Genomic DNA, 24,313 nt, shown 5'->3' with positions numbered 1-24,313 from the left:
GGCCCGTTTTGATATGCGGATTTCCTTACTGCACGGCGCGCCGGTACAAATGCCAGGTCGCATGCCCCAGCACCGGCACCACAATGATCAGCCCGGCCAGGAAGGGAATTGCGCCCACCACCAGCGCGGTGCCGACGATCACCCCCCAGGTCATGCAATTAACCGGATTCTTGCGCAGCACCTTGATCGAGGTGGCCACAGCTACCGGCAGGCCCACATGGCGGTCCAGCAGCAGCGGGAAAGACACCAGGCTCATCGCCAGTGCGGCAAAGGCAAAGACCGCGCCTGTAATTCCGCCTGCAATGGCCATGATCCAGCCCTCGCGGGTGGTCACCACTTCCGCGGCAAAGCCCAGGATCGAAGCCGGCGGTTCCGGCCCCAGGGTGCGGCTGTAGATCATGTCCGCGGCCACCAGCCAAACAATGAACAGCACTGCCAGATACAGCCCCAGCACCAGAATGCCGCCAAACGCAGGCGAGCGGAGGACGCCGAAGGCATCCATCCAGCGCGGCTCAAACCCGGCTTCACGGCGCGAGGACATTTCATAAAGCCCAACCGCGGCCACCGGGCCAAGGATCGCAAAACCCATGATCATCGGCACGATCAGGGGCAGCAAATTCATCGACAGGCTCATTACGATCAGCGTGATGCCGATCAGCGGATAAAACAGCACCAGGAACATGGCATCGCTGCGGCAGGCGGCAAAGTCCTCCAGTCCGGCGGCCAGCGAATGTATGATGTCGTCCATGGTGAGCGTGCAGGCCTTGGGCAGTTCCTTGACGCCGTCGCTGCCCATTTCTTCGACCGTCTGGCCGATATGCTGCCCGGTGGATTCTGCCCCCTGCAGAAGCCAGCTGAGCGGGTTCCCGATTGTCTTTGCCATGCGCTTCTTCCTCCTCGCTGACCATAACGGAAGTGCCGTTCAGGCAGGGCCGGGCGCGGCACGTTTCATAATACTAGCACAAAACCCCGGGAAGTGTGGATCACAGGCCATTTATTGCCGCGCGCGCAGCGGGGCAGGGCTACTCCCGGCAAAGGGACAGGGGGGCAGCTGTGCGGATCACGCGGTCTGACAAAGGTGCGGGTTCTGCTTCTTTCTGGTGGAAAACACCCCAGGGTGAATTGGCCGTCAGGCCAAGAGGGGCAGCGCCCCTGACTCCGCCTCCGCCTTAGCGCACCGGCGCAAGGCGGGCGTTTTTCAATGTGCAGTCGCGGATTGCATCCCGCCCGCAGGGTACCGGCTGCAGTGCTTTCGACAGGCAGATGCGGGCTTCCTGGATGGCGCCGCTGCGGCAGGTGATGGTCAGGCTGTCTGGCGCCAGGCTTGGGTTTTCCTTGAGAAAAGCTTCCTCTACCACTGCGGCGGGCAGGGTCACGGGCTTGTCAAGCTTGCGAAAGACGGCGGGGCGGGCCACGTGCCGGTAGGCTTCGCGCATCAGGGTGTAATAGGCCCTTGCGCTGAGGCCGGAACAGGTGCCGTGTTTCTTCCACTGATGCCAGGCCAGGCCGGGGCTGCCCATGATATCCGCCATTTCCCGGCTCATGCGGCGGCTGGGCGGCGTTTCGGCTGTGCGGCAGTAACTGGGCCAGCCGCGATGGAATTGCGGCCACAGCCCGTGCAGGGTCCAGCCGTAATCCTGGCGCGGCGCGCATTGCTCTGCGCGGCGCGCATCGCCTTCCTGCTCGCACCAGTTCGGCGACCAGCTGAGCGCCAGCACGTAATAGTCGAACTCCCCGGCCGGCTCGCCCTCTGCTGCGGCAAACGTGGCAAAACCGGCCAAAACAGCCGCCAGCCCCAGCAATAACTTGCGCATTGGCCTCTTTCCTTATGCAATGAAGCCGACTATACAGGCCTGAAGTTCCCCGACAACGGAAACCAGACCCCGAAAGCGGGGCAGCCTTGATCCAGGCGGCGGGGAAGATGTGTTTTAAGGAGATGAGCGCATGGCAAAACCGTTGATGGCCAAGGCAACCGCCGTGTGGCTGGTGGACAATACCACGATCAGCTTCAAGCAGATCGCCGATTTCGTCGGCATGCACGAGCTGGAAATCCAGGGCATCGCTGATGGCGAAGTGGCCGCAGGCGTCAAAGGGTTCGACCCGATGGCCAACAACCAGCTGACCCAGGATGAAATCGACAGGGCGCAAGCCAATCCGCTGCACAAGCTGAAGCTCAAGTTCAACCCGGCCGCCGCCGGCGAGGAAAAGCGCCGCGGCCCGCGCTATACCCCGCTGTCCAAACGCCAGGACCGTCCGAACTCAATCCTGTGGCTGGTTAAATTCCACCCGGAACTCAGCGATGGCCAGATCGCCAAACTGGTCGGCACCACCAAGCCGACCATCCAGTCGATCCGCGAGCGCACCCATTGGAACATCTCCAGCATGCAGCCGATCGACCCGGTGGCGCTGGGCCTGTGCCGCCAGTCCGAACTGGATGCCGTCGTGCAGAAGGCCGCGGCCAAGAAAGCCGCCGAAGGCGGCGTGATGAGCGACGATGAGCGCCGCAAGCTGGTCTCTACCGAACAGTCGCTGGAGATGGACGCCGAGCCGAAGATCCCAAGCGCGATCGAGGGGCTGGAGACCTTTACCCTGGGCGGCGGTTTGAGTGATGATGACCGGAAGAAGGAAGAGGAAATCCCCGACGCGGACAGCTTCTTCAACCTGCCTGCTGGCGGCGACGACGAGGAAGACGACGAAGATCCCCGCTTCTGATCCCATCCGCCCCGGCGCTGCCGGCTAAAGAAATTTATTAAAAAGCCGCAGATCCTTTACTCAGGATTTGCGGCTTTTTCTGATAGAATTGACTCTCTACGTTACAATATGTTGACTATGTACCCCTGTTTTGCGCAGCATGATGTTGCGGGGCAGTTGTGTTCCAGATTGCCCGCAAAGACCAGGGTGCGGGAAAGGCCTTTTGTTCCGGGGCGGTTTTCCAAAGTGTAAGGAACGGGACGTTACAGAGTGTTGCCAGCGGTCCGGCCTAGCAGGCCTGTCCGCAAAGGGATGGCAGGAGTACAAGCAATGGACGCAGCAGGGGCCGCGGCGCTTGGGGAAAGCAGCCGCTTGGATCTGGAGACACTGGCCTGTTTGAGCGGCCTGGAGTTCTGCCAGGAATTTGTGGATCAGCTGGCGCAGGCCTATGGGCCGATCTGGTCACCGTGGGTGAGCTGAAGGTCATGGAGACCGAGCGCATCAAGGTGCTGGCAAGCTGGTTTGACGGGCTGCAGCTGGGGGATTTCGAATACGAGGCTTGCGTGACGCCGTGCCATGACGTGGTGCTGAGCGGCGATCCGCATGTCTTTCCCTGCGGGGTGCAGGAGCTGTATCCGGATGACGAGATGTTCATCGAGGAAGGCATCCAAAGCTATGTCGGGGTCGCCCTGAAAAACGCCGATGGCGAGGCGATCGGCCTGGTCCAGGCCTCGTGGCGCTATGAAATCGACGACGCCCTGGCGCAGCATATCGCGGCTGTAATGCAGCAATTCGCGCCCCGGCTAGGGGCCGAGACCGCCGGGCTGCAGACACTGGCCACGCTGTCAGTTCTGGCCGAAGGGCCAAGCGGCACATCTGCGCGTGAGGCCTTCCGGCAGCTGGCCGGGCAGCTGCAGGGCGCGCTCAAGGTGCGCTCGGCGTTCATTGCGGAATGCCTGGGCGACAAACCTGGGTGTTTCCGGGTGCTGGCCTGCTGCTTTGAAGGGCAGCAGATGGAAGAGGTGGAAGACACGGTTGTGCCTTTTGACGGCACCCCTTGCGCGTATTTAAGGGGCGGGAGAAATTCCTGGTGCCGGACGGGCTGCAGGAGGCGTTTCCAGAGCAGGCACAATTCCGCAGCCAGAACCTGCACTCATACCTGGGCATCCCGCTGACCGATATGAAGGGCAGGGTGATCGGCCACTTTGCGCTGCAGCACGACCGGGAAATCAAACAGCGCAAGCTGGAGACTGATCTGATCGCGCTGTTTGCTGCGCGGATCGGGTTGGAGCTGCGCCGCCGCAAGGCCGAAAGGCGCCGCGCCCGGGCGGAAGAGGCGCTGCTGATCAAGCGCAAGACCGAGAGCCTGGGATTGCTGGCGGGCACCATCGCGCATGATTTCAACAACCTTCTGGCCTCGATGCAGGGCCGCGCCGAACTGGCGCTGGCGCATCTGGAGGCCGCGCATCCGGCGCAAGGGCATTTGCAAGTGGTCGAGCAGGGGCTGCAGGCCTCTGCCTTGCTGGTCCGGCAGCTGTTGAATTACGCCAAGGGCGGCGGCAGCCGGGAGCAGGGGCCGTGCGATCTGAACGGGATCGTGCAAGAGACCATGGCGCTGGTCCCGGTTGAGCGCAAGATGGGTAAACAGGTGGTGCTTGACCTGGAAGAAGGGGCGCTGACGGCGCAGATGGATCCGTCTCAGGTGGGCCAGCTGTTGCTGAACCTGGTCTTCAATGCGGCAGAAGCCATCGGGCCCGGTGCGGGCATTGTCACGGTGACCACCCGCAAGACCAGCCTGAGCGATGCAGAGCGGCGCAAGCTGCTGAAAGGTCGGAACATGCCGGCCGGCGCCTGCCTGCTGCTGGAGGTGCGCGATACCGGCAGCGGTATGGGCCGCGAGACTGTGACCCGGATTTTTGACCCGTTCTTTACCACCAAACCCGGCGGGCGCGGCCTCGGCATGGCTGCGGCGCTGGGGATCATCAGCCGCCATCAGGGCGGCCTGGCGGTTGAAAGCCGCGAAGGCGAGGGCAGTGCCTTCCGCTTCTACTTTCCTGCCTGCACCGCTGAGCCGGTGGCGGAAGCGTGCGCGGCAGGGCCGCCTGCGCAGCGGCGCGGTACGGAGATCCGGCGGATCCTGGTGGTGGATGACGAGGAAACCGTGCGCCGGGCAGTGGCCGGGCTGTTGCAGCTGCGCGGCTGTGAGGTGCTGCAGGCCGATGGCTATGACGCGGCGCTGGCGCAGCTGCAGGCAGCAGGGCCGTTTGACGGCGCGGTGATCGACATGAGCATGCCGGGGCGCGGCGGCTGGGAGACCCTGGCGGGCCTGCGCAAGATCCAGCCCGGGCTGAAGGCGGTGATGATGAGCGGCTTTGCCATCAGCGCCGTGGCGGCGGGGTTTCCGGATCTGTCCCGGGTTCCGGTGCTGGACAAGCCGTTTACCAAGGAAAAGCTGTATAAGGCGGTTTTCACCTAAGGGCGTCGGCTTTGGCGCTGGCGGAAAGCTCCCGCGCCCGCATGTGCCCCTGGCGGGGCCCCTTGGCGGCCTTGGGCCTGGCGCCTCGCTGGCGCGCGGCGGGATGCGCCCGGCAGAAACGTTGCATTTTGCTGCAGGATTATTGCGGGCAATGGCTGGTCAGCCTGCGCTAGGGCTGCAGGCGTCACGCAGCAGCCAGTCGCGGACCCGCTCGATCCGGCTGGTGCCCGTCTTGGCCTGGGGTGTCAGCAGATAATAGGCGCTGGCGGGGGTGCAGCGGTGCGGATGGGCCTGGATCAGCGTGCCCTCGGACAGATCCCGGCGCACCAGCAGCTCTGGAAGAATGGCAACGCCATGGCCGTATTTCACTGCGTCGATCAGCATCTCGAACTGGCTGAACAACGGCCCGGTGGGGCGGGGAGTGAGGCTTCCGGTCTGATCCTCGAACCAAATCTGCCAGCTAAGCGGCCGGGTGCTGTGCTGCAGGGCCGGAAATTCCAGAAGCCCGGCGGCGGATGGCAGCGGGCCATCCAGCAGATCAGGTGCTGCAACGGCAATCAGGGTCTCCGGCATCAGCAGATCCGCGCGAAAGCCCGGCCAGGGCGGATCGCCCTGCACGATGGCCAGATCCACCAGGCTGGGGTCCACCTGGCTATTGTCCAGATAGGTGATGGTATTGATTGTCAGCCGCGGCTGCGCCTGTGCCAGCGTTGCCAGGCGCGGCATCAGCCAGCGGCTGCCCAGTGTCGGGTAGGTGCCGATATTGAGCGCGCCATAGGGGTTGTCGCGGGTGCGCAAACGGTAAAAGGTGGCTTCCAGCGCTTCCAATTGCGGTGCCAGCTCCTCCTGCAGCATCCGTCCGGCACCGCTGAGCTGCACCCGCTGGCGTTCACGCTTGAACAGGGTTTGGCCGGTCAACGCCTCCAGGCTTTGGATCTGGCGGCTGAAAGCGCTTTGCGACAGATTCATCTCCCGCGCTCCTCCGGCAAAGCTGCCGGCCCGGGCGGCAGCCTCGAAACACAAGAGGGCAGAGGTGGGCGGGATCTTGCGGCGCATGGCCCGCACCCTGCCATATGTTGCAATTTTTGCAATATAGTTTGCAAAATCCCGGCTTTTTCCCGGCCTCTTGGCCTGCCAGTATCGCATTCAAAGCATCACCCTCTTGCGATCAGCACAAAGAATGGGAACGCGCGACATGAGTTTTGAACCGCAGATCAACGACACCGATGTGCAGGCTGTCACCAGGGCCATGGGCACCCTGCCGGATTCTGCATCGGTGGCAGAGTTTGTGCCCGGACCGGGTATCCAAAGGCTGGAGTTGAAGTTTGACATCGAAAGGCTGCAGGAGGCGCTGGAGGAGTGCCTGAAACGCGAGGCCTTTATGGGCGGCTTGCAGGACCAGGGCTTTGCTGCGCTGCCGCTGACCCAGCGGCCGGGCCAGACCGAATGGACCGCCAATGACCTGTCGGGCCGCTACTGGCTGCGCGCCGACAGCCGCTATGTCGAAGAGCCGCGCGAGGATCTGGTGCCGGAGGTGGATTTTTCCGAATTTAATCCCAAATTCGCAGGCACCTACTTCGAGCATGTGCACGCAGAGCTGGCCAAGCGGTTTCCGATCGGGCGCACGCGGGTGCTGTCCAAGGGGCTGTACAATTGCAACTCCTGGCACCGCGACCCGGAGCCGCGGCTGCATATTCCGGTGGTCTCCAATCCCGGCTCATTGTTCATCGTGAATCATCACGTCACGCATCTGCCGGCCGATGGCTCGGTGTATTTCACCGATACCCGCGGCTATCACACTGCGCTGAACGGCGGCGAGACCCGGCGGGTGCACATCGTGGCGGCGCTGGCTTATGATCAGGTGACGGAATGAGCCAATACGCAGGATTGGCAGGAGCGGGGGGCGGCGGCGCCCTTTGCGATCTGCGCAGTGATACGCTGACGCGGCCAGATGCGGGCATGATGCGGGCGATCCAAGCGGCGGAGCTGGGCGACGACGTCTATGGTGAAGACCCGGCGGTGAACCGGCTGGAGGCTGTGCTGGCCGAGCGTCTGGGCAAGGAGGCGGCGCTGTTCCTGCCCTCCGGCACGATGAGCAACCTGGCTGGTCTCTTGGCCCATTGCCAGCGCGGCGAGGAAGTCATCCTGGGCGCGGGCTATCACGTCTATGCCTATGAGGCCGCGGGGCCTCGGTGCTGGGCGGGCTATCGCTGTGCCCGGTGCCGGTGCGGGACGATGGCGCGCTGGACCCGGAGGTGATTACCGGGGCGGTCAAGGCGGATGACAGCCATCTGGCGGAGAGCCGACTGCTGTCGCTGGAGAACACCCATAACGGGCTTGCAGTGCCCCTGGCGGATATGGCGGCGGCGGCGGCGGCGGGCCGGACGGCGGGGCTGGCGGTGCATCTGGACGGCGCGCGGTTCTTTAATGCGACGGTGGCACTGGGGTGTTCGGAAGCGGAACTGGCCGGGCTGATGGATACGGTGTCCATCTGCCTTTCCAAAGGACTGGGCACGCCGGCCGGGTCGGTTTTGGCGGGGCCTGCAGACCTGACCGCCAAGGCACGGCGCTGGCGCAAGATGCTGGGCGGCGGCATGCGGCAGGCAGGCGTGCTGGCGGCGGCGGCGCTTTATGCGCTGGAGCATAACGTGGCGCGGCTGGGGCAGGACCATGACCGCGCGGCGGAACTGGCGGATGTGCTGCGCGGTTTGGGGCGGGGGAGGTTTCCCAGGCCACCAACATGGTGTTTTTCACTCCGGGGGACGGGCGCAATGATGCGTTGCGGATGCATTTGGCATCTGAGGGCGTTGTAATCGGTGGCGGCAGTTCCGGCGCCATCCGCATGGTGCTGCACAAAGATGTGGATAACGGCGCATTGGACCGCGCGGTCCAAGGGCTAAAGAGTTTCTACTGCTGAAACCAAAGGCGGGCGTGGCTCCGGAAAATTCGAATTTTCCGGCCAAAATTCTTTGAAGAATTTTGCACGCCCGGCCGCACCGTCAGATTTCCTTCCGCGCCCTGAGCGCTGCAGAGATCGTGCCGTCATCCAGATAGTCCAGCTCGCCGCCGATCGGCACGCCCTGCGCCAGCGAGGTGAGCCTGACCTGCCCCTGCAACTGGTCGGCGATGTAATGCGCCGTGGTCTGGCCGTCGATGGTGGCGTTCAGCGCCAGGATCACCTCGCTGATACCTTCGGTTGCGACCCGGTCCGCGAGCCGCGGGATACGCAAATCTTCCGGACCCACGGCGTCCAGCGCCGACAGGGTGCCGCCCAGCACGTGGTAGCGGCCCTTGAAGTCGCCTGAGCGCTCCATCGCCCAAAGGTCGGCCACATCCTCGACCACGCACAGCTCGCCATTGGCGCGTTCCGGGTCGGTGCAAAGCGGGCAGATCTCGCTGGTGCCGATATTGCCGCAGTTGAGGCATTCGCACGCGGTGGCGGCGACCTCGGTCATCACATCGGCCAGGGGCGTCAGCAGCAGCGCCCGCTTGCGGATCAGATGCAGCACCGCACGGCGGGCAGACCGCGGGCCGAGCCCTGGCAGCTTGGCCATCAGGGCAATCAGGTCTTCGATGTCGCTGGTGGAATTTCTGATCATGCCCGGGCCTTTGTGTGCCGTGCTATATAGGCTGATTGCAGCAGTGAAGCGCAAGGGCAGGGCGGCAATATGTTCAGGGTTTGTTTTGCTTCGGCAACTGCAAGGGTAAGGGCAATTGAGCTGGCGGGCGGCAGGGCGTATCTGTTGCAGCACATCTTGCGCGGGAAAGAAAAGGGGCGGCAATGGGACGGCAGGACAACACCCAGCACCCGGTGCGTTTTGCCCGGCTGACCGGGATCGCGCCGCTGGAGATTGCCCGCCACATGTCAGATCCGCGGATGGCAGAGCATATGCCGCTGCTGACAGGCGCCTGGGACGAAGAAACTGCCAGAGACTTTGTTACCGCCAAGGAGAACTGCTGGCAAAGGGATGGACTGGGTCATTGGGCGTTTGTGCAGAAGGGGCAATATCTTGGCTGGGGCGGTTTTCAGAAAGAGGCGAACGAGTGGGATTTCGGGCTGGTCCTAAGGCCCGGCTGTTTTGGCCTGGGCCCGGCCATTGCCCGGCAAGCGCTGGCGTTTGCCCGCCGCGATCCGCGCATCCCTCATGTGACTTTCCCGCTGCCGCCGACGCGGCGCCATCTGCGGCCGCTGGCACGGCTGGGCGCAGTGCAAACCGAAGAAGTGCTGTACGAGGGGCAGCGTTTTCTGAAATTCCGGTTGGAAACAGCTTGAACAAGGCAAAGAAAAAGGCGGCTCCTGACGGGCCGCCTTTAGATTGGCATCGCTGGCAGCGCTTAGAACGGCAGCTTGATGTCCTTTGGCAGACCCATGCTTTCGGTCAGCTTGGCCATCTCTTCCTGCGCCTTTTCCGCGGCCTTGGCCTGGGCGTCCTTAATCGCGGCCAGGATCAGGTCCTCGACCACTTCCTTGTCGTCGCCATTGAAGATCGACGGATCGATGTCCAGGCCTTTGAGGTCGCCCTTGGCGGACGCGGTCGCCTTGACCAGGCCGGCGCCGGCCTCGCCCGTCACCATCACATTATGCAGCTCTTCCTGCATCTGGGCCATTTTGCCCTGCAGTTCCTGTGCCGATTTCATCATCTTGGCCATATCGCCAAGGCCGCCGAGGCCTTTGAGCATCTGTCATCTCCTGAGATTCCGGTTCGGGGCACAGATACGGGCCGCGAGGGCGTGAAACAAGGGGAGGATTGCCTCGGTGCCGGAGTTTAACACCCTTCCGCCCGGCTGGCAGGCCGGGCAGCGCCTGACCTTCCCCCAAGGAAAGCGCCATCGCGGCCACCCAAGGTCAGGCGATGCCCGGGTCACTTTTGTCACCCGTCCTCGAACGGGTCCCATTCATCCTCCACCTCGGGCAGGGCCTCGGCGGCGACTTCGGCGGCCAGCTCCTGCGCCGTGCGGATGCGTTTGATCTTTGCCTTGGGAAAGCTTTCCAGCACCGCCTGCACCAGCGGATGCGCGGCGGCTTTCTCACGCAGGGCGTTCTCGGCGGCATCGCGGACCTCGGCAATCGTGGCCGCGTCGCCGTCCGGCGCGATCGACACCACCCAGCGCGCACCGGTCCAGTTCTGCAGCGCCGTGCCAAGCCGGGCCGCCAGGTCGCGCGGCGCTTGCGAGGACGGGGTGAATTCGATCCGTCCCGGCTGGTAGGAGACCAGACGCACGCCGCCCTCGACCTCGACCAGCAGTTTCACGTCGCGATTGGTGCGGATCAGCTCGACCACATGTTCAAAGGACGGATAGCGCGCCAGTGCTGAGCTGACCTGCGGCGCCAGTGCCGCCATGGTGCCGCCGCCGCCATGTGCCACCGGCGCGCCGCCTGCGGGACCAGTTTGGCCGCCATGACCGGAAGCGCCGCCGCTGCCGCCTAAAGCCGGAGCGCCCATGCCCTGCATCGGCGCACCGCCGCCGGGGCCATTCGGCGGCGGAGGCGGGGTGTCCTTCAGCTTGCGGATCAGTTCTTCGGGGCTGGGCAGGTCGGCCACATGGGTCAGGCGGATCACTGCCATCTCGGCGGCCATCATTGCGTTTGGTGCCGCGGCGACTTCCTCCAGCGCCTTCAGCAGCATCTGCCACATCCGGGTAAGGACGCGCATCGCCAGCGCATCCGCCATCGCCTTGCCGCGGGCGCGTTCATCCGGGCTGACGGTGGGGTCTTCCGCCGCATCCGGCGTGATTTTCACCACCGAGACCCAATGGGTGATCTCGGCCAGATCGCGCAATACCGCCAGCGGGTCGGCGCCTTCGGCATACTGGCCGCTGAGTTCAGTGAGCGCGGCCGCCGCATCGCCGCGCAGGATCATGTCCATCAGGTCCAGCACCCGGCCGCGGTCGGCCAGACCCAGCATGGCGCGGACCTGATCAGCAGAGGTTTCACCGGCGCCATGGGAAATCGCCTGATCCAGCAGCGAGGTAGCGTCGCGGGCGGAACCTTCGGCGGCGCGGGTGATCAACGCCAGCGCGTCTTCGGCAATTTCGGCGCCCTCGGCGGTGGCGATCTTCCGCAAGAGCGCAATCATCACCTCAGGCTCGATCCGGCGCAAATCAAACCGCTGGCAGCGCGACAGCACCGTCACCGGCACTTTGCGGATCTCAGTCGTGGCAAAGATGAACTTCACATGCGCGGGCGGTTCCTCCAGCGTCTTCAGCAGCGCGTTGAAGGCGCTGGTCGACAGCATGTGGACCTCGTCGATGATGTAGATCTTATAGCGGGCCGAGGCGGCGCGGTACTGCACGCTGTCGATGATCTCGCGGATGTCATTCACGCCGGTACGCGAGGCCGCGTCCATCTCCATCACGTCGACATGGCGGCCTTCCATGATCGCGGTGCAATGCTCGCATTGGCCGCACGGATCGGTGGTGGGGCCGCCCTGGCCGTCTGCACCGATGCAGTTCATGCCTTTGGCGATGATCCGCGCAGTGGTGGTTTTACCGGTGCCGCGGATGCCGGTCATAATAAAAGCCTGAGCAATCCGGTCAGCGGCAAAGGCGTTTTTCAGCGTCCGCACCATGGCGTCCTGCCCCACCAGATCGGCAAAGGTTTCGGGCCGGTACTTGCGGGCCAGAACCTGGTATTGGGATTGGCCGGATGCGCCGGAGGTGCCGCTGGGGGTATCGTTCATGATGTCTCGTGCCGGATTCGGGATGCGGGGTGCTCCGCGTTGCGCGCAGGGTATTGAAGCGCAGCCCGTTCGTCCACCGCCGTTGGGCTGGTCCGGGGCCGCAAAAGAGCTTTGGGATTGCCTGCTTAACCGCTAGGCTGCAAAGGCAGGGTGAGCTACCCCCTGAATTTCGGACACTGACGTAAGCTGCGATTTGCTGTCTGCTGATCTTCGACGAAGAGGAGATCAGAGATGTCGAAACGGAAGAACCATTCGCCCGATTTCAAAGCGAAAGTCGCGCTTGAGGCTCTGAAGGGCGAGCGGACTGTTGCTGAGCTGGCGAGCCAGTTTGGCGTTCACCCAACGATGATCCACAGCTGGAAGCGGGCTCTTCTGGAGGGCGCGTCCGGCGTGTTCAAGCGCGGCGGCAGGAAGCCCCAGGAGATTGACGAAGAACAGGTCAAAGAGCTGCACGCCAAGATTGGGGAGCTGGCCGTTGCCAACGATTTTTTGTCACGAAAGCTCAAACCGTGGATCGGCAAGTGAGGAGGAAAATGATCGAGCCTGCCAATGCCAATCTGCCCATTAGCAAGCAGTGCAAGCTGCTGTCGATCTCGCGGTCGTCGTTCTATTATCAGCCCAAAGGCGAGACGGCTCTGAACCTGATGCTGATGCGCCGGATCGACGAACAGTTCCTGGAAACGCCGTTCTTCGGTGTGCGGCAGATGACTTGGCATCTGCGCAATGAAGGTCATTTGGTGAACGAAAAGCGGATCAGGCGGCTGATGAGGGTGATGGGGCTCATGCCGATCTACCAGAAGCCCAACACCCGCTGCCCGGCAGCACATGCAAAGCATGTGCGAGAGGGGGCAGGGCTGCGAAGGGGCACAAGACCTACCCCTATCTGCTGCGTGGTCTGCGGGTGGGGCGCCCGAACCAGGTCTGGGCGGCGGACATCACCTATCTGCCAATGCGCAAGGGGTTCCTGTATCTGGTGGCGATCATTGACTGGCACACGCGCAAGGTGCTGGCCTGGCGCATCTCGAACACGCTGGAAGCGGACTTCTGTGTCGAGGCGCTGAACGAGGCCATCCACAAGTTCGGCCCGCCCGAGATCATGAATACAGATCAGGGCAGCCAGTTCACGTCCTTCGCCTGGACGGACAGGCTGTGGCGATCCGGTGTGCGCATCTCGATGGATGGCAAAGGCCGGTTCCTCGATAACATCTTCGTCGAGCGGCTTTGGCGGAGCCTGAAATACGAATGCGTCTACTTGCATGCTTGGGAGACCGGATCAGAGGCGAAGGTCGGCGTCGGAAAGTGGATCGAGTTCTACAACCGAAAACGCCCACATTCCGCCCTTGGCGGCAAACCCCCGGCCGTGGTCTATTGGCTGAGAAAACACAAAACCCAACCCGATCAGCAGGAGCAGAGAGTAGCTTAAATTACGCCAGAACCTGTCCAACAATTGGGGAGTAGCTCAGGGGACTGCGGGGGAAATGCAGGAACGCAGCGGCTAAGGAGGCGGTATGCGAACTGAGGATATCCCGGAACCTGCGGCGCCGGACGGCGCGGCGCCGGCAGGCCTGACCATCCACGCGCTGTCAGCAGGCGGCGGTATTCTGGCGCTATGCCCGCTGCCCGGTGCGGGAGGCGATTACCGTAATGACCTGATCCAGATCTATCAGTGGAAACCGGGGCTGGTCATCTCAATGACCACCGAGGCCGAGCACGCAGCCGCAGATGTGCCGCGGCTGGGGATTGATATTCAAAGCATGGCCTGCCGCTGGCTGCATCTGCCGGTGCCGGATTTCCAGGTGCCGCCGCCCGCTGTGGCGGCGAAATGGGCGGCGGCCAGCCGGTCTGCACGGCAAGCACTGGGCGGCGGCGGCCGGGTGCTGGTGCATTGCAGGGGCGGCTGCGGGCGGTCCGGCATGGCGGTGCTGAGGCTGATGATCGAATGCGGCGAAGCCCCGGCGCAGGCGCTGGCCCGGCTGCGGGCGATACGGCCCTGTGCGGTGGAAACCAAGGACCAATTGCACTGGGCCTGTTCACCGTAGAGCCGCCGCCAGAGGCGCACCGCAAAGAGATACTGCACCGCCCGGCCGATAAGCCGGGCAGCATTCTTCAGGTATTCAGTTAAAGCGCCAGCATCTGTTCCGCCTGCCGTGCTTCGGCGGTTTTCGGCAGCGCCTCCATCAGCGCGCAGGGGCGGGTGTCCAGCTTGGACGCGGCAAAACCGGTACCGTCGCGGCTGAGGATGGCATCGGCAAAGCGGTCCAGCCCCTCGCGCGGCGCCTCTTCACCGACGCCGCAATACAGCCGGATCCGGTCATGGCTGGCGGCAAACTGCGCCGGGCAGTTGCGCGGGCAGCCGTCCAGTGCGGTGGTGCCGGTGATCTCAAAATCCTCCTGGGTCAGCGGCTTGGCCTTGGTCATCGCTTCGGCCAGTTTGGCGATCATCCGCTCTGCCGCGGGGCAGGGGCGCCCCAAATACTTGCAATCTGTTGCCGCATAGAAATGCGTCTTGTCGGTCCACATCATATCTGCGCCCTCCGCGCGTGGCACGGGGGTTTGGGGGACAAGAGACCGGATGAAAGACGGATCACAGCCGCCGCAGCCATCAGACCCTGTCCGGACACCCCGCCCGGGTTCGAGTTACACGTCCGATGGCAGGTCTCCTGACTTGCGGGTCGTCGCTTTCCCGATCCTTCCCGGCCTCGTATTGAGGGCCAGTGGCTCTATCGGGGTCGCTCGCCGCTTACAGTTGCGGGGGCAGTCTCGGACTTGGCCAGCTTGCGCGGGCCGTACCGTGTTCCCTTTTCATCCCGGACACAAGATTCTGTGGCTCGGGAACCATCGCCACAAGCGGTAGCGGCAGGACGCCTGAGTCGTCAATCGTTTTTCTGCATCTGCAAATACAGCCCGCGGATCACGTCCGAGTCCCGCCGCACCCGTGCCAGCTGCCAGCCGCCCTGCAGCAGGATATAGAAATTCTCCGCCGCCGCGCGGGCCTCAGGTTCGGGCAGGCCCAGGCGGCGGGCGTGGCGGGTGGTTTCAGTAATCCAGCCCTCGAACAGATGCGCGGCGTGCTGGTGGAACGCCTCGTTCTCCGGCCCTTCGAACAGGGTGGCAGAGACCGGGCAGCCGCTCCATTTTCCTTGCTTGTCAAACAGTTTCGCCAGTTTGTAGCAAACCGTCTTGGCCCCCTCCCGGAAGGTGGGCGCCGGGGTGAAAGACGCCTCGATCAGCAGCAGCATCTGCCCTGACGCCCAGTCCGCCGCGGCCAGGGCCAGGTCGGATTTGCCACTGGGGAAATGGTGGTAGAGCGAGCCCTTGGGCGCCCCCGCCTCTGCCAGCAATTCCGCCAGCCCGGTGCCGCTGTAGCCCTTGTTGCGGAACAGGCCGGCAGCGGCGCGGATCAGCCGCTCGCGGGTCGGGGGCGGGCTGGTCCCGCCCGCCTTGGCTGTCGTCACGTCATTCATGGCGGCAGCTTGACAGCATTGGACCGATTGGTCCAGAGATGGATTAGACCAATCGGTCTAGGCCAATCGACTCAGGAGGTTGCCATGCTGGACAAAAGCGCAGGACATACGGCGGTTATCCGCGAAGAAGAACTGCAGTTTGCATCCGGCACCCACTTGCTGGCTGGGCGGCTGTACCACCCGGCGGGGCAGGCGCGGGCAGCAGTGGTGCTGAATGGCGCAACCGGGGTGCCGCAGCGCTATTACCGGCATTTCGCACGCTGGCTGGCAGCAGAGCAGCAGGTGGCCTGCCTGACCTATGACTACCGGGATTTCGGAGACTCCTCGCGGGGCCATCCGCGCCGTTCCGATGCGACAATGGCTCAATGGGCGCTGGAAGATCAGCCGGCTGCCCGGGCCGAACTGCAACGGCACTATGCGGGCGTGCCGTTGTGGGTGATCGGCCATTCGCTGGGGCAATGCTGATGCCCCTGCAGGATGGCCTGAAGGACGTCGCCCGCATGATCGTGGTTGCGGGCGGCTTGGTGCATCACCACGATCATCCCTGGCCCTACCGCGCGCTGGCGCTGGCTTTCTGGTTTGGCCATGTGCCGCCATTGGTCCGTGCCTTGGGGTATCTGCCCGGGCGCGCGGTGGGGTTCGGGGCCGATTTGCCTGCCGGGGTGTACTGGCAGTGGCGGCGCTGGTGCACCACGCCGGGCAGCTACCTGCCGGAAACCGGCTCGGCCTTGCCGCGGCCCAAGTGGGCAGACGCCGGCGTGCCGGTGGATCTGTATGCGATGGCGGATGACGACGTTGTGCCGCCTGCGGCCGTTTGGCGGCTGGGGGACGTCTTTGGCGATGTGCCGCAGTGCCGGACGGTGCTGGTGCCGCAGGAGGCGGGCGTGCAGAAGATCGGCCATCTGGGCGCCTTTGCCCGCGCCAATGCCGCCCTGTGGCCGCGGCTGCTGCCGCCGCAATAGCACGGCTCCCCCAAACCTTGGAGTCAGGCGGAGCGGTTCAGCCGTTCTTCGGTGATCCGGGCATAGTCGGCCAGCCGCAGCTTGAACCGGCGGGTGAGGTTGCTGCGGGCCAGTTTCAGCGATTGAACCAGCAGCCGGCCGGTCAGGGTGGTGGGCGCCAGTTTCAATTGCACCGACATCCGGGTCCGCCGCGGCGACAGCGCCAGCAGCTCGATCTCCAGTTGGCCGTCCAGGCCGCTGCCGCTGCCGGTCAGCGCCAGCCCGGTGACCGGGGTATAACACGCCAGTGTCAGCCGGATGTCGCGCTGTTTGCCGCGAAACCGAAAGCCGATATCCCAGGCCAGGCCGTTTTCAGGATGCGCGGTATCGCCAGTCCGCTCTACGTCGATGCCGCGCCGCAGGGCCGAGCGCTCCAGCAGGCTGAAATCGGAGATCGCGCCAAAGACGTCGGCAATCGGGGCTTCGATATCTTCTTTGCTTTGAAATTCCATGCTCGCCTGCTTCAGTTGCGCCGCCGTGCTGCCGCGCTGTTTTTTGCAATATGCGCTTTAGTCCAGCGTGTCCGCAAGCCAGTTTCGGAGCAGAAAATGCGCAATTGCTCCCTGACGTGACGGCTTTAGAGCCGGGTGTTCGCCGGCAAAGACCGTCATCATCTCCTGGCGGCTGACCCACAGCGCGTCTTCGATCTCAGCCGGGTCGATGGTGATGTCCGTGCTCAGCGCCTCGCCCGCGCAGCCGAACATCAGCGACATCGGAAAGGCCCAAGGCTGGCTGGACAGGTAGCTGACCGGCCCGACCTGCACGCCGGTTTCTTCAAATGTTTCGCGGCGCACGGCTGCTTCCAGCGTCTCACCCGGTTCGACAAATCCTGCGAGCAGCGAATACATCCCCTCGGGCCAGCCGGGCGAACGGCCCATCAGCACAGCATCGCCATGGGTGATCAGCATGATCACCACCGGGTCGGTGCGCGGGAAATGCGGCGCCTTGCAGGCGGGGCAGATGCGCTGCCAGCCGGCCTGCGCCAAATCGCTGGGCGCGCCGCAAGCTGCGCAAAACCGGTGGCTGCGGTGCCAGGCCAGCAGCGCCTTGGCGGTGGCGGCCAGTTCCGCCTCCAGCGGTGTGAGGCAGGTCATCACCCGGCGCAGCTCGGCAAAGGCATGGGACGCGGGCAGATCAGGGTGCTGCTGCTCGCTGGCATCGGCAAAACCGCTGAGCGCCTCCTGATCCAGGCCTTCGGGCTGCCAGCCGCTGATATCGCAGGCAAAACACGGCGCGCCGCCAGGTGCCAGGCCAAGAAACAATGCGGCATCCTTGCAGTCAGCGGCCAGCGGATGCGCCGGATCGGTCCAGCCCAGCCCGCAGGGCAGATCCGCATCCCTTTCGCGCCGGGTCAGCGGCTTGCCGCGCCACATCAGCAGCACCTGCGCCTCCGCGCTGTTCCAGGCCGCTTCCAGCGCAGCGGTATCCAAGCGCAGATGGGCCGCCCGCTCCAGCCCGCCGCCGCCGAAAGTCACTTGTTCTGCGTGTTTCATTGCGGCTCTCCTTTGGCTGGCTGCGGTTTTTTCGGGTGCCATGGATAAAATAGCGCCATCCATGGCAGTGTGCCGCAGGCGTTGCCAGCAATCGGCAGCGATCTGCGCTTGCCTGTCACTGCACCGCCACACCTGCCGGGCGGGAATTGCGGCTTTTCACTGCTGGACAGGGCGCGCCGGCCCGTTTGAAGCCTCGGCAGCAGGAAAAAATCAAATGCAATAAAAAGGGTTCTTTGCAAATCGTTAAAACGCTGATTCAAATAGCCTCAAACCAAGAACGGCACCAAACGGTGCGGGAAGGAGCAGCAGCAGGCGGTGTCAGCGGAATATCGGACATGACAAGCGGGGCGCGCGCCTCGCACTCCCGGACCACCACCGGGCTGCTGCACGTGCTGGCCACTACGGACCTGCACTGCAATCTGCTGAGCCATGATTATTATGCCGACCGCCCGGACGGGGCCATCGGCCTGTCCCGCGCTGCCACCTTGATCAACCGCGCACGGGCTGAGGCTGACCGCCTGGGCGCGGCCTGCATTCTGGTCGATAACGGCGACGGCTTCCAGGGGTCGCCGCTGGGGGACATCGTGCCGGGCGCCAAAGGCCCCCATCCTCTGGCGCGCGCATTCCGGTTTTTGGAATATGATGCCGTTGGTCTTGGCAATCATGACTTTGATTTCGGCCTGGAGGCGCTGGCAGGCGTCCTGAAAGACGTGCCATGTCCGGTGCTGTGCTCAAGCCTGACGGCGCGGCAGCCTGATCTTCGGCTGCCGTTTGTACCCTGGGCGGTGCTGGAGCGGGCGGTGCCTGGCTGTCCCGGTTTGCCACCGGTCCGGATCGGGCTGTTTTCGGTGCTGCCGCCGCAGACCCTGATCTGGTGCGGCAAGGCGTTGCAGCAGCAACTCGCCGCGGGCGGCATCGTTGAAACCGCCGCGGCCCAGGCCCGGCAGCTGAGGGCCCAGGGCTGCGATCTGGTGCTGGCGCTGGCGCATACCGGAATTGACAGTAATGCCGGGGCGGGCCGCGGCGAAAATGAACTGGAGCAGCTTGCCGCGCTGCCGGAAATTGATGCCGTTGTGGGCGGCCACACGCATCTGACGCTGCCGAATCCCGCGCATCCCTTTGCCAAGCCCGTCGTGATGCCCGGTGCGCATGGCTCGCATCTGGGTGTTCTGAGGCTGGATCTGGAGCATCGCAGCGGAGCCTGGCATCCTGCCGGCGGCTCGGCCAGCCTGCAGCCGGCGGGCCGCCACCAGCAAACCGGGGCTGCCCAGCCGCTGGTGCCGGAGAACCCTGGTTTTACGGAGGCGCTGGCAGAAGACCACGCGCGCACTTTGCAACGTATGCGCCAGCCGGCGGGCTACAGCTCGGTTGCGATGCATTCCTATTTTACTTTCTTCGCGCCGGATCGCGGCCTGGCACTGGTGGGCAGTGCCCAGGCTGCTGCGGTGCGGCCGTTGCTTGAGAGTGCCGGCGGAAAAAGCCTGCCGCTGCTGTCGGCTGTTGCACCGTGCAAATTCGGCGGCCGCTCCGGGCCGCATTTTTATACCGACATTGCGGCCGGGGATCTTTGTGCCCGCAATATCGCTGATCTGCAGGTCTTCCCCAATGAGTTGCGGGTGGTCGAGGTCACCGGTGCACAGCTGTTGGACTGGCTGGAAATGTCGGCAGGGCTGTTCAGCCGGATCACGCCGGGCAGCTCAGGGCAGTTGCTGGCCGACCCGCAGCGGGCAGGGCATAATTTCGATGTGATTTTCGGGCTGAGTTATCAGATTGACCCAGTCCAGCCGCCGCGGTTTTCGGCAGCGGGCGTGCGGATCAACCCCGGCGCCCGGCGGATCCGGAACCTGTGCTGGAACGGCCGGCCTGTGGAGCCAGGCCAGCATTTTGCGGTCGCGGCCAACAGCTACCGGGTCAGCGGCGGCGGCAGCTTCAGCATGCTGCGCGAGGCCAAAGATCTGCCGCTGCCGCCGATGCGGATCCGCCAGGCAATCCGCGACTACATCGCCGGGCGGTTGCCCGCTGATCCGCTGGCAGAGGCGCCTTATCCCTGGCAACTTGCGCCGGTGCCCGGCACTAGCGCGGTTGCCGTTACCGGGCCGGGAGCCATCGGGTATCTGGAGGAACTGCCTGCCGGGCTGGCTGAGCCGCGAGGGCACAACAGCGGCGGCTTTCTGGAATTGGCGCTGCAGCTTTAAAACGCAGAAGGCAGGACAGGCGGGGGCACTTGCCAATCCCGGCGGCGGCGCTTATATCGGGATTCGAGAGGTTGGCGCGGGCAGGCGCCTCGCCAACCTGGTCAGATCCGGAAGGAAGCAGCCACAACGAGCCCCGCTTGGGTCGATGTCCAGCCTCTCACTTTTCCCCGCCCCTCTATCACCCATCCGCGACAAACAGGCGCGCGCGGCAATTGACGGGTTTGCTCCCGCCCGCCCCGGCGCAATCAAAGATTGCCCAGCGGCCGTTGGGCCGGGCGCCGCGCTGACGCGCGGCGGGGTGCCGCTTCTTTCTGGTTTGAAATACCCCGGGGTGAATTGGCCGTAAGGCCAAGAGGGGCAGCGCCCCATCCCGTTCCGTGCCTCAGAATCTGCCGTTGTTGGCGGGATAGACGCCGAGGATTTCCACATTGGTGGTGAAATAGCTCAGCTCATCCATTGCCAGCTGCACATTCGGATCTTCCGGGTGGCCTTCGATATCCGCATAAAACTGCGTCGCGGTGAAGGATCCGTCCACCATATAGCTTTCCAGCTTGGTCATGTTGATGCCATTGGTGGCAAAACCGCCCATCGCCTTATAGAGCGCCGCGGGGATGTTGCGGACCTGGAACACGAAGCTGGTGATCATGCTGTGGGCGCCGCGGCGGCGGAAGTCCGGCTCCGGCGACATGATCAGGAAGCGGGTGGTGTTGTCGCCGTTGTCCTCGATATGGCGGGCCAGTACCTCCAGCCCGTAGATCTCGCCCGCCAATTCGCTGGCCAGCGCCGCCACATGCTTATCTCCGGCTTCCGCCACATCCCGCGCCGCGCGGGCGTTGTCGGGGCTGATCCGGCCGGTGATGCCGTGCTCGCGCAGAAAAGTCCCGCATTGCGGCAGCAGCACCAGATGCGATTTCGCCTCGCGGATGTCTTCCAGCCGGGCGCCCGGCACCCCCAGCACATTGATATGCACCCGCACAAAGGCCTCGTCGATGATGTGCAGCCCGCTGTGCGGCAGCAGCCGGTGAATATCGGCCACCCGGCCATAGGTGGAGTTCTCCACCGGCAGCATTGCCTGTTCGGCTTCGCCGCTTTTGACCGCTGCAATCACGTCTTCAAAGGTGCGGCACGGCAGCACCTCCAGATCACGCCGGGCATTGCGGCAGGCCTCGTGGCTGTAGGAGCCAAGCTCCCCCTGAATGGCGATTTTGCGGCTCATGGGTGTGTTCCCCGTGCAAAACTTCAAGAATTGGGCGTTTCGTCGCGCTGTCTATACCTTGCCACTTTGAAGGGGAAGCCTTAGACAGCCACGCAGACAGCTAAATGGACCCGCGATTCATGTTTGACACAATGACCCTTACCAAAGCGACCGCAGGCGTCTGCGGCGCGTTCCTGGTTCTCCTGCTGGGCAAATGGGCCGCCAGCGGCCTGTATCACATGGACAGCCACGGTGAGGCGTCCTATGTGATCGAAGTCGCCTCGGCCGATGCCGCCGCCAGCGATGAGCCGGAAGTCAGCTTTGAAGAGCTGATGGCCGCTGCCGACGTTGCCAAAGGCGCCAAGGTTTTCAAGAAATGCTCTGCCTGCCACAAGCTGGAAGATGGCGCCAACTCGACCGGCCCGTATCTGTACGGCGTTGTCGGCCGCGATATCGCAGCGGCCCCGGGCTTTGGCTACTCCGGCGCCCTGACCGGCCTGGACGGCGACTGGACTGCCGAGGCGCTGGACGCCTTCCTGACCAAGCCGTCCGCCTATGCCTCGGGCACCACCATGTCGTTCTCCGGTTTGAAAAAGCAAAAGGACCGGGTGAATCTTATTGCCTATCTGGACAGCCTGGACGGCTGATCAGGACCGCTGTCCCAGCTATCGAATTGAAAAGCCGCTGCAGATTTGCAGCGGCTTTTTTGATGCGGGTATGAACCGGGCCGCCTTAGGCCGGGTTGTTTTCCCGGTAATAGGCCAGCGCATCGCGCTCCTGGCCGTCCGGCAGAATGCAGACGCCGATAGTGCCCGCTTTGCCGCTGCGCAGCACATAACTGCCGCCGGTCTGCACGCAATACGCCTCTTCCGGGCTGCTGTAGACCACTTCCTCTTCCTGCTGGGCACAGGCGCTAAGCGCGGCGGCCCCGGCAACCGCAAGGGCGGCAAGTTTCATTGACGTCGGCATCGGCAAACTCCCTCGTTATATAACGCAATCGTGATGCGAGGCTGGCAGGCAATTTTATTGCGGGCAAGCGCCGCCTTGTAAAAGCATGGTTTTCGGCTGCTTTGTGCCAAGAGAGCCGGGGATATCACTTAATCTCAACTTGAATGTTACCGCCCCCGGCCATTAGCTTGGCAGCAGAAATCCGGGCCGAAGTTCCGGGCAAAGGAGGTCATGGCAGATGAACACCGCTCGAGCCGCGGCGCGCGTGCGCGCAAAAGAAAGGGCGACTCCGCTGCAGGCTGCGGCGGCATTGGCCCCGGTACTGATACTGGGGCTTTTCCTGGCATTGGCTGCGGCGACGCTGGTCAAGGCGGAAGAGACTGTCATCAAGGCGCATGGTTTTGCTGAATTCGGCGAGTTGAAATACCCGCAAGGCTTTGCCCGTTTCGACTATGTGAACCCTAAGGCGCCCAAGGGCGGTGAATTGTCGATTTCTGCCGTCGGCACTTTTGACAGCATGAACCCCTATACCCGGAACGGGCGGGCGGGGGCATTGTCCTCGGATCAGTTCGAAAGCCTGCTGGTGGAATCCTATGACGAGCCCGGCTCTTATTACGGGCTGATCGCCGAAAGCCTGGAATACCCCGAAAGCCAGGATTGGGTGATCTTCAACCTGCGCCCCGAGGCAAAATTCTCCGATGGCAGCCCAGTCACCGCTGATGACGTGGTGTTTTCCCACAATATCCTGCTGGATCAGGGGCTGAAATCTTATGCCGAAGCGGTGCGCAAACGCATCCCCAAGGCCGAGGCACTGGATCCGCACCGCGTCAAATTCCACTTCAGTCCGGATTTTCCCCGCCGGGCGATGATCACTCAGGTGGGCGGCACGCCGGTGTTCTCCAAGGCCTGGTTTGAGGCCGACCCCGAAAACCGCCGCCTGGATGAGCCGCGGCTGGATCCGGGTATCGGCTCCGGCCCCTATGTGCTAGAAAGCGCCGAGGTGAACCAGCGCATCACCTACCGCCGCAACCCGGATTACTGGGGGTCGGGCTGAACGTGAACATCGGCCGCCACAACTATGACCGCATCCGGGTTGAATACTTCGGCGATGCAATTGCTGCGATGGAGGGGTTCAAGGCGGGCGTCTATACACTGCGCCCCGAGAACAACTCGAAAAGCTGGGCCACGTCTTATGACTTTGCCGCGGTGGATAAGGGCCAGGTGATCAAGGGTGAAATCCCCGACGGAAATGTGCCCTCTGCCAATGGCTTTGTGATGAACCTCTTGAAGCCCAAGTTCCAGGACATCCGCGTCCGCGAGGCGCTGCAGCTGGCGTTTAACTTTGAGTGGACCAACGAAAGCCTGCAATACGGGCTGTTCCGCCATCGCTCCTCTTTCTGGCAGGATTCGCCGCTGGCCGCGCAGGGCCTGCCCGAGGGCCGTGAGAAAGAGGTGCTGGAGGCGCTGGGCGATCAGATCGACCCTGCGCTGCTGACCTCGGAACCGGTGATGGCGCATAGCTCCAAGGCGTCGCGCCCCGGCGACCGCAAAAACCTGCGCCGCGCCATGAAACTGCTGGATGAGGCCGGCTGGGCTGTCGGCGATGACGGGTTGCGCCGCAATGCGCAAGGCGACGTGCTGAAATTGGAGTTTCTGGCCGACAGCCCGACAATTGAACGCATCGTGCAGCCCTATGTCACCAACCTGCGCACCATGGGCGTGGATGCGGTGCTGAACCGGGTCGATTACGCGCAATACACCAGCCGCCGCCGGGAAAAGGAGTTCGATATGATCTCCTCGGCCTACCGGATGTCGCTGGAGCCTTCGACCGGCCTGTACCAGTATTTCGGATCCGAGGCGCATGAATATTCGGTGTTCAACCCGGCAGGGCTGGCAGACCCGGCGGTGGATGCGCTGATCGGCAATATCGTCAACGCTAAAACCCAGGAAGACCTGCGCGCCAATGCCCGCGCGCTGGACCGGGTGCTGCGGGCAAAGCGGTTCATGGTGCCGGCCTGGTATCTGGATGTCAGCTGGATCGCCTATTGGGACATGTACCGCCAGCCGGACAACCTGCCGCCCTATGACACCGGCATGCTGGACCTGTGGTGGATCGATGCGTCCCGCGAGGCCGAACTCAAATCCGCCGGCGCGCTTCGGTAAGACAGAG

Annotated in this window: 24 protein-coding genes, 1 other RNA gene, 3 pseudogenes and 1 riboswitch; of the genes and pseudogenes, 15 read left to right on the top strand and 13 right to left on the bottom strand. The window is 63.8% G+C overall.

What is annotated here, in order from left to right; translation table 11 throughout:
- Positions 1-25: 25 nt before the first annotated feature.
- The gene (locus ETW23_RS16860; RefSeq protein WP_134830702.1) at positions 26-883 is read right to left on the bottom strand and encodes a DUF2189 domain-containing protein; all 858 of its coding nucleotides are present in this window, start codon (positions 881-883) and stop codon (positions 26-28) included.
- Between the two features lie 286 nt (positions 884-1,169).
- Positions 1,170-1,814 carry a ribonuclease T2 gene (locus ETW23_RS16855; RefSeq protein WP_134830701.1) on the bottom strand — a complete coding sequence of 215 codons (645 nt, stop codon included), beginning with the start codon at positions 1,812-1,814 and terminating at the stop codon, positions 1,170-1,172.
- Between the two features lie 130 nt (positions 1,815-1,944).
- Between ETW23_RS16855 and ETW23_RS16850 the strand changes: the two genes are divergently transcribed.
- The 4 genes from ETW23_RS16850 (at position 1,945) to ETW23_RS16840 (ending at position 5,167) form a co-directional block, all read left to right on the top strand.
- Positions 1,945-2,712, top strand: coding sequence for a DUF1013 domain-containing protein (locus ETW23_RS16850; protein WP_129369732.1), 768 nt, complete (start codon positions 1,945-1,947; stop codon positions 2,710-2,712).
- Between the two features lie 309 nt (positions 2,713-3,021).
- Positions 3,022-3,171 (top strand): hypothetical protein, encoded by a 150-nt coding sequence (locus ETW23_RS25230; protein ID WP_167738141.1) that lies wholly within the window; start codon positions 3,022-3,024, stop codon positions 3,169-3,171.
- On the top strand, positions 3,159-3,866 hold the full coding sequence (locus tag ETW23_RS16845) for a hypothetical protein (protein WP_167738140.1): 708 nt from the start codon (positions 3,159-3,161) through the stop codon (positions 3,864-3,866). The genes ETW23_RS25230 and ETW23_RS16845 overlap by 13 nt, the downstream gene beginning before the upstream one ends.
- Entirely contained in the window at positions 3,782-5,167 is a 1,386-nt protein-coding gene (locus ETW23_RS16840) for an ATP-binding protein (protein WP_134830699.1), read from the top strand. The genes ETW23_RS16845 and ETW23_RS16840 overlap by 85 nt, the downstream gene beginning before the upstream one ends.
- A gap of 159 nt (positions 5,168-5,326) precedes the next feature.
- On the opposite strand, the gene ETW23_RS16835 is transcribed toward ETW23_RS16840, so the two are convergent.
- Positions 5,327-6,223, bottom strand: a complete 897-nt coding sequence (locus ETW23_RS16835; protein WP_134830698.1) for a LysR substrate-binding domain-containing protein — start codon at positions 6,221-6,223, stop codon at positions 5,327-5,329.
- 139 nt (positions 6,224-6,362) lie between these two features.
- On the opposite strand from ETW23_RS16835, the gene ETW23_RS16830 reads away from it, so the two are divergent.
- Both ETW23_RS16830 and ltaE read left to right on the top strand, forming a co-directional pair.
- Positions 6,363-7,040: a hypothetical protein gene (locus tag ETW23_RS16830; RefSeq protein WP_134830697.1), complete on the top strand. Its 678-nt coding sequence runs from the start codon at positions 6,363-6,365 to the stop codon at positions 7,038-7,040.
- Positions 7,037-7,980: pseudogene (gene ltaE / locus ETW23_RS16825) on the top strand (low-specificity L-threonine aldolase). The gene ETW23_RS16830 and the pseudogene ltaE overlap by 4 nt, the downstream one beginning before the upstream one ends.
- 186 nt (positions 7,981-8,166) lie before the next feature.
- Here ltaE and recR read toward each other — a convergent pair.
- Positions 8,167-8,766, bottom strand: coding sequence for a recombination mediator RecR (gene recR / locus ETW23_RS16820; protein WP_134830696.1), 600 nt, complete (start codon positions 8,764-8,766; stop codon positions 8,167-8,169).
- Between the two features lie 182 nt (positions 8,767-8,948).
- On the opposite strand from recR, the gene ETW23_RS16815 reads away from it, so the two are divergent.
- The gene (locus ETW23_RS16815) at positions 8,949-9,440 is read left to right on the top strand and encodes a GNAT family N-acetyltransferase (RefSeq protein ID WP_134830695.1); all 492 of its coding nucleotides are present in this window, start codon (positions 8,949-8,951) and stop codon (positions 9,438-9,440) included.
- A gap of 62 nt (positions 9,441-9,502) precedes the next feature.
- Here ETW23_RS16815 and ETW23_RS16810 read toward each other — a convergent pair whose 3' ends face one another.
- Together ETW23_RS16810 and ETW23_RS16805 are read right to left on the bottom strand one after the other, a co-directional pair.
- On the bottom strand, positions 9,503-9,847 hold the full coding sequence (locus ETW23_RS16810; protein WP_024088825.1) for a YbaB/EbfC family nucleoid-associated protein: 345 nt from the start codon (positions 9,845-9,847) through the stop codon (positions 9,503-9,505).
- Positions 9,848-10,038: 191 nt separating this feature from the next.
- Complete coding sequence (locus ETW23_RS16805) at positions 10,039-11,847, bottom strand: DNA polymerase III subunit gamma/tau (RefSeq protein ID WP_134830694.1); 1,809 nt, start codon at positions 11,845-11,847, stop codon at positions 10,039-10,041.
- 231 nt (positions 11,848-12,078) lie between these two features.
- Between ETW23_RS16805 and ETW23_RS16800 the strand changes: the two are divergent.
- Both ETW23_RS16800 and ETW23_RS16795 read left to right on the top strand, forming a co-directional pair.
- A pseudogene (locus ETW23_RS16800) lies at positions 12,079-13,270 on the top strand (IS3 family transposase).
- An 85-nt stretch (positions 13,271-13,355) separates the two neighbouring features.
- A complete protein-coding gene (locus tag ETW23_RS16795; RefSeq protein WP_134830693.1) occupies positions 13,356-13,886 on the top strand; it encodes a protein-tyrosine phosphatase family protein in 531 nt (176 codons plus the stop codon).
- 79 nt (positions 13,887-13,965) lie between these two features.
- Here the strand turns inward: ETW23_RS16795 and ETW23_RS16790 are convergent, their stop codons facing one another.
- Both ETW23_RS16790 and ETW23_RS16785 read right to left on the bottom strand, forming a co-directional pair.
- Complete coding sequence (locus tag ETW23_RS16790; protein ID WP_134830692.1) at positions 13,966-14,370, bottom strand: hypothetical protein; 405 nt, start codon at positions 14,368-14,370, stop codon at positions 13,966-13,968.
- 109 nt (positions 14,371-14,479) lie between these two features.
- Positions 14,480-14,702: riboswitch (cobalamin riboswitch) on the bottom strand.
- 18 nt (positions 14,703-14,720) lie between these two features.
- Positions 14,721-15,311, bottom strand: a complete 591-nt coding sequence (locus ETW23_RS16785; RefSeq protein WP_134830691.1) for a TetR/AcrR family transcriptional regulator — start codon at positions 15,309-15,311, stop codon at positions 14,721-14,723.
- 84 nt (positions 15,312-15,395) lie between these two features.
- On the opposite strand from ETW23_RS16785, the gene ETW23_RS26835 reads away from it, so the two are divergent.
- Both ETW23_RS26835 and ETW23_RS26830 read left to right on the top strand, forming a co-directional pair.
- Positions 15,396-15,776, top strand: a complete 381-nt coding sequence (locus ETW23_RS26835; RefSeq protein ID WP_368075854.1) for a hypothetical protein — start codon at positions 15,396-15,398, stop codon at positions 15,774-15,776.
- Positions 15,776-16,273, top strand: coding sequence for a hypothetical protein (locus tag ETW23_RS26830; RefSeq protein ID WP_368075853.1), 498 nt, complete (start codon positions 15,776-15,778; stop codon positions 16,271-16,273). Before ETW23_RS26835 ends, ETW23_RS26830 begins: the two co-directional genes overlap by 1 nt.
- A 23-nt stretch (positions 16,274-16,296) precedes the next feature.
- Here ETW23_RS26830 and ETW23_RS16775 read toward each other — a convergent pair whose 3' ends face one another.
- Genes ETW23_RS16775 through ETW23_RS16765 form a run of 3 tightly spaced genes read right to left on the bottom strand, consistent with a single transcriptional unit; the run spans position 16,297 to position 18,065 of the window.
- A complete protein-coding gene (locus tag ETW23_RS16775) occupies positions 16,297-16,764 on the bottom strand; it encodes an SRPBCC family protein (RefSeq protein WP_134830690.1) in 468 nt (155 codons plus the stop codon).
- Between the two features lie 57 nt (positions 16,765-16,821).
- On the bottom strand, positions 16,822-17,805 hold the full coding sequence (gene nudC, locus ETW23_RS16770) for an NAD(+) diphosphatase (RefSeq protein ID WP_134830689.1): 984 nt from the start codon (positions 17,803-17,805) through the stop codon (positions 16,822-16,824).
- Positions 17,802-18,065 carry a hypothetical protein gene (locus ETW23_RS16765; RefSeq protein WP_134830688.1) on the bottom strand — a complete coding sequence of 88 codons (264 nt, stop codon included), beginning with the start codon at positions 18,063-18,065 and terminating at the stop codon, positions 17,802-17,804. Before ETW23_RS16765 ends, nudC begins: the two co-directional genes overlap by 4 nt.
- A gap of 75 nt (positions 18,066-18,140) precedes the next feature.
- On the opposite strand from ETW23_RS16765, the gene ETW23_RS16760 reads away from it, so the two are divergent.
- Positions 18,141-20,000, top strand: a complete 1,860-nt coding sequence (locus ETW23_RS16760; protein ID WP_167738139.1) for a 5'-nucleotidase C-terminal domain-containing protein — start codon at positions 18,141-18,143, stop codon at positions 19,998-20,000.
- A 64-nt stretch (positions 20,001-20,064) separates the two neighbouring features.
- Positions 20,065-20,163: signal recognition particle sRNA small type (gene ffs / locus ETW23_RS16755), an RNA gene on the top strand.
- A gap of 219 nt (positions 20,164-20,382) precedes the next feature.
- On the opposite strand, the gene ETW23_RS16750 is transcribed toward ffs, so the two are convergent.
- A complete protein-coding gene (locus ETW23_RS16750) occupies positions 20,383-21,216 on the bottom strand; it encodes a prephenate dehydratase (RefSeq protein WP_129369747.1) in 834 nt (277 codons plus the stop codon).
- Positions 21,217-21,335: 119 nt separating this feature from the next.
- Here ETW23_RS16750 and ETW23_RS16745 point away from each other — a divergent pair, with 119 nt between their 5' ends.
- Positions 21,336-21,842 carry a cytochrome c family protein gene (locus ETW23_RS16745; protein ID WP_134830687.1) on the top strand — a complete coding sequence of 169 codons (507 nt, stop codon included), beginning with the start codon at positions 21,336-21,338 and terminating at the stop codon, positions 21,840-21,842.
- An 85-nt stretch (positions 21,843-21,927) separates the two neighbouring features.
- On the opposite strand, the gene ETW23_RS16740 is transcribed toward ETW23_RS16745, so the two are convergent.
- The gene (locus tag ETW23_RS16740) at positions 21,928-22,164 is read right to left on the bottom strand and encodes a DUF333 domain-containing protein (protein ID WP_129369749.1); all 237 of its coding nucleotides are present in this window, start codon (positions 22,162-22,164) and stop codon (positions 21,928-21,930) included.
- A gap of 217 nt (positions 22,165-22,381) precedes the next feature.
- Here ETW23_RS16740 and ETW23_RS26825 point away from each other — a divergent pair.
- A pseudogene (locus tag ETW23_RS26825) lies at positions 22,382-24,306 on the top strand (extracellular solute-binding protein).
- The last annotated feature ends 7 nt before the right edge of the window (positions 24,307-24,313 follow it).

It is taken from the genome of Leisingera sp. NJS201, assembly GCF_004535885.1.
In the GTDB taxonomy this organism is placed as follows: Bacteria; Pseudomonadota; Alphaproteobacteria; order Rhodobacterales; family Rhodobacteraceae; genus Leisingera.
This window is presented reverse-complemented; position numbering and strand designations above follow the sequence as displayed.

What these genes read in the sequence shown, in the direction of transcription:
- ETW23_RS16860 (WP_134830702.1), bottom strand. Translation starts at nt 883, where the DNA reads ATGGCAAAGACAATCGGGAACCCGCTCAGCTGGCTTCTGCAGGGGGCA.
- ETW23_RS16855 (WP_134830701.1), bottom strand. Translation starts at nt 1,814, where the DNA reads ATGCGCAAGTTATTGCTGGGGCTGGCGGCTGTTTTGGCCGGTTTTGCC.
- ETW23_RS16850 (WP_129369732.1), top strand. Translation starts at nt 1,945, where the DNA reads ATGGCAAAACCGTTGATGGCCAAGGCAACCGCCGTGTGGCTGGTGGAC.
- ETW23_RS25230 (WP_167738141.1), top strand. Translation starts at nt 3,022, where the DNA reads ATGGACGCAGCAGGGGCCGCGGCGCTTGGGGAAAGCAGCCGCTTGGAT.
- ETW23_RS16835 (WP_134830698.1), bottom strand. Translation starts at nt 6,223, where the DNA reads ATGCGCCGCAAGATCCCGCCCACCTCTGCCCTCTTGTGTTTCGAGGCT.
- ETW23_RS16830 (WP_134830697.1), top strand. Translation starts at nt 6,363, where the DNA reads ATGAGTTTTGAACCGCAGATCAACGACACCGATGTGCAGGCTGTCACC.
- recR (WP_134830696.1), bottom strand. Translation starts at nt 8,766, where the DNA reads ATGATCAGAAATTCCACCAGCGACATCGAAGACCTGATTGCCCTGATG.
- ETW23_RS16815 (WP_134830695.1), top strand. Translation starts at nt 8,949, where the DNA reads ATGGGACGGCAGGACAACACCCAGCACCCGGTGCGTTTTGCCCGGCTG.
- ETW23_RS16810 (WP_024088825.1), bottom strand. Translation starts at nt 9,847, where the DNA reads ATGCTCAAAGGCCTCGGCGGCCTTGGCGATATGGCCAAGATGATGAAA.
- ETW23_RS16805 (WP_134830694.1), bottom strand. Translation starts at nt 11,847, where the DNA reads ATGAACGATACCCCCAGCGGCACCTCCGGCGCATCCGGCCAATCCCAA.
- ETW23_RS16795 (WP_134830693.1), top strand. Translation starts at nt 13,356, where the DNA reads ATGCGAACTGAGGATATCCCGGAACCTGCGGCGCCGGACGGCGCGGCG.
- ETW23_RS16790 (WP_134830692.1), bottom strand. Translation starts at nt 14,370, where the DNA reads ATGATGTGGACCGACAAGACGCATTTCTATGCGGCAACAGATTGCAAG.
- ETW23_RS16785 (WP_134830691.1), bottom strand. Translation starts at nt 15,311, where the DNA reads ATGAATGACGTGACGACAGCCAAGGCGGGCGGGACCAGCCCGCCCCCG.
- ETW23_RS26835 (WP_368075854.1), top strand. Translation starts at nt 15,396, where the DNA reads ATGCTGGACAAAAGCGCAGGACATACGGCGGTTATCCGCGAAGAAGAA.
- ETW23_RS26830 (WP_368075853.1), top strand. Translation starts at nt 15,776, where the DNA reads ATGCCCCTGCAGGATGGCCTGAAGGACGTCGCCCGCATGATCGTGGTT.
- ETW23_RS16775 (WP_134830690.1), bottom strand. Translation starts at nt 16,764, where the DNA reads ATGGAATTTCAAAGCAAAGAAGATATCGAAGCCCCGATTGCCGACGTC.
- nudC (WP_134830689.1), bottom strand. Translation starts at nt 17,805, where the DNA reads ATGAAACACGCAGAACAAGTGACTTTCGGCGGCGGCGGGCTGGAGCGG.
- ETW23_RS16760 (WP_167738139.1), top strand. Translation starts at nt 18,141, where the DNA reads ATGACAAGCGGGGCGCGCGCCTCGCACTCCCGGACCACCACCGGGCTG.
- ETW23_RS16750 (WP_129369747.1), bottom strand. Translation starts at nt 21,216, where the DNA reads ATGAGCCGCAAAATCGCCATTCAGGGGGAGCTTGGCTCCTACAGCCAC.
- ETW23_RS16745 (WP_134830687.1), top strand. Translation starts at nt 21,336, where the DNA reads ATGTTTGACACAATGACCCTTACCAAAGCGACCGCAGGCGTCTGCGGC.
- ETW23_RS16740 (WP_129369749.1), bottom strand. Translation starts at nt 22,164, where the DNA reads ATGCCGACGTCAATGAAACTTGCCGCCCTTGCGGTTGCCGGGGCCGCC.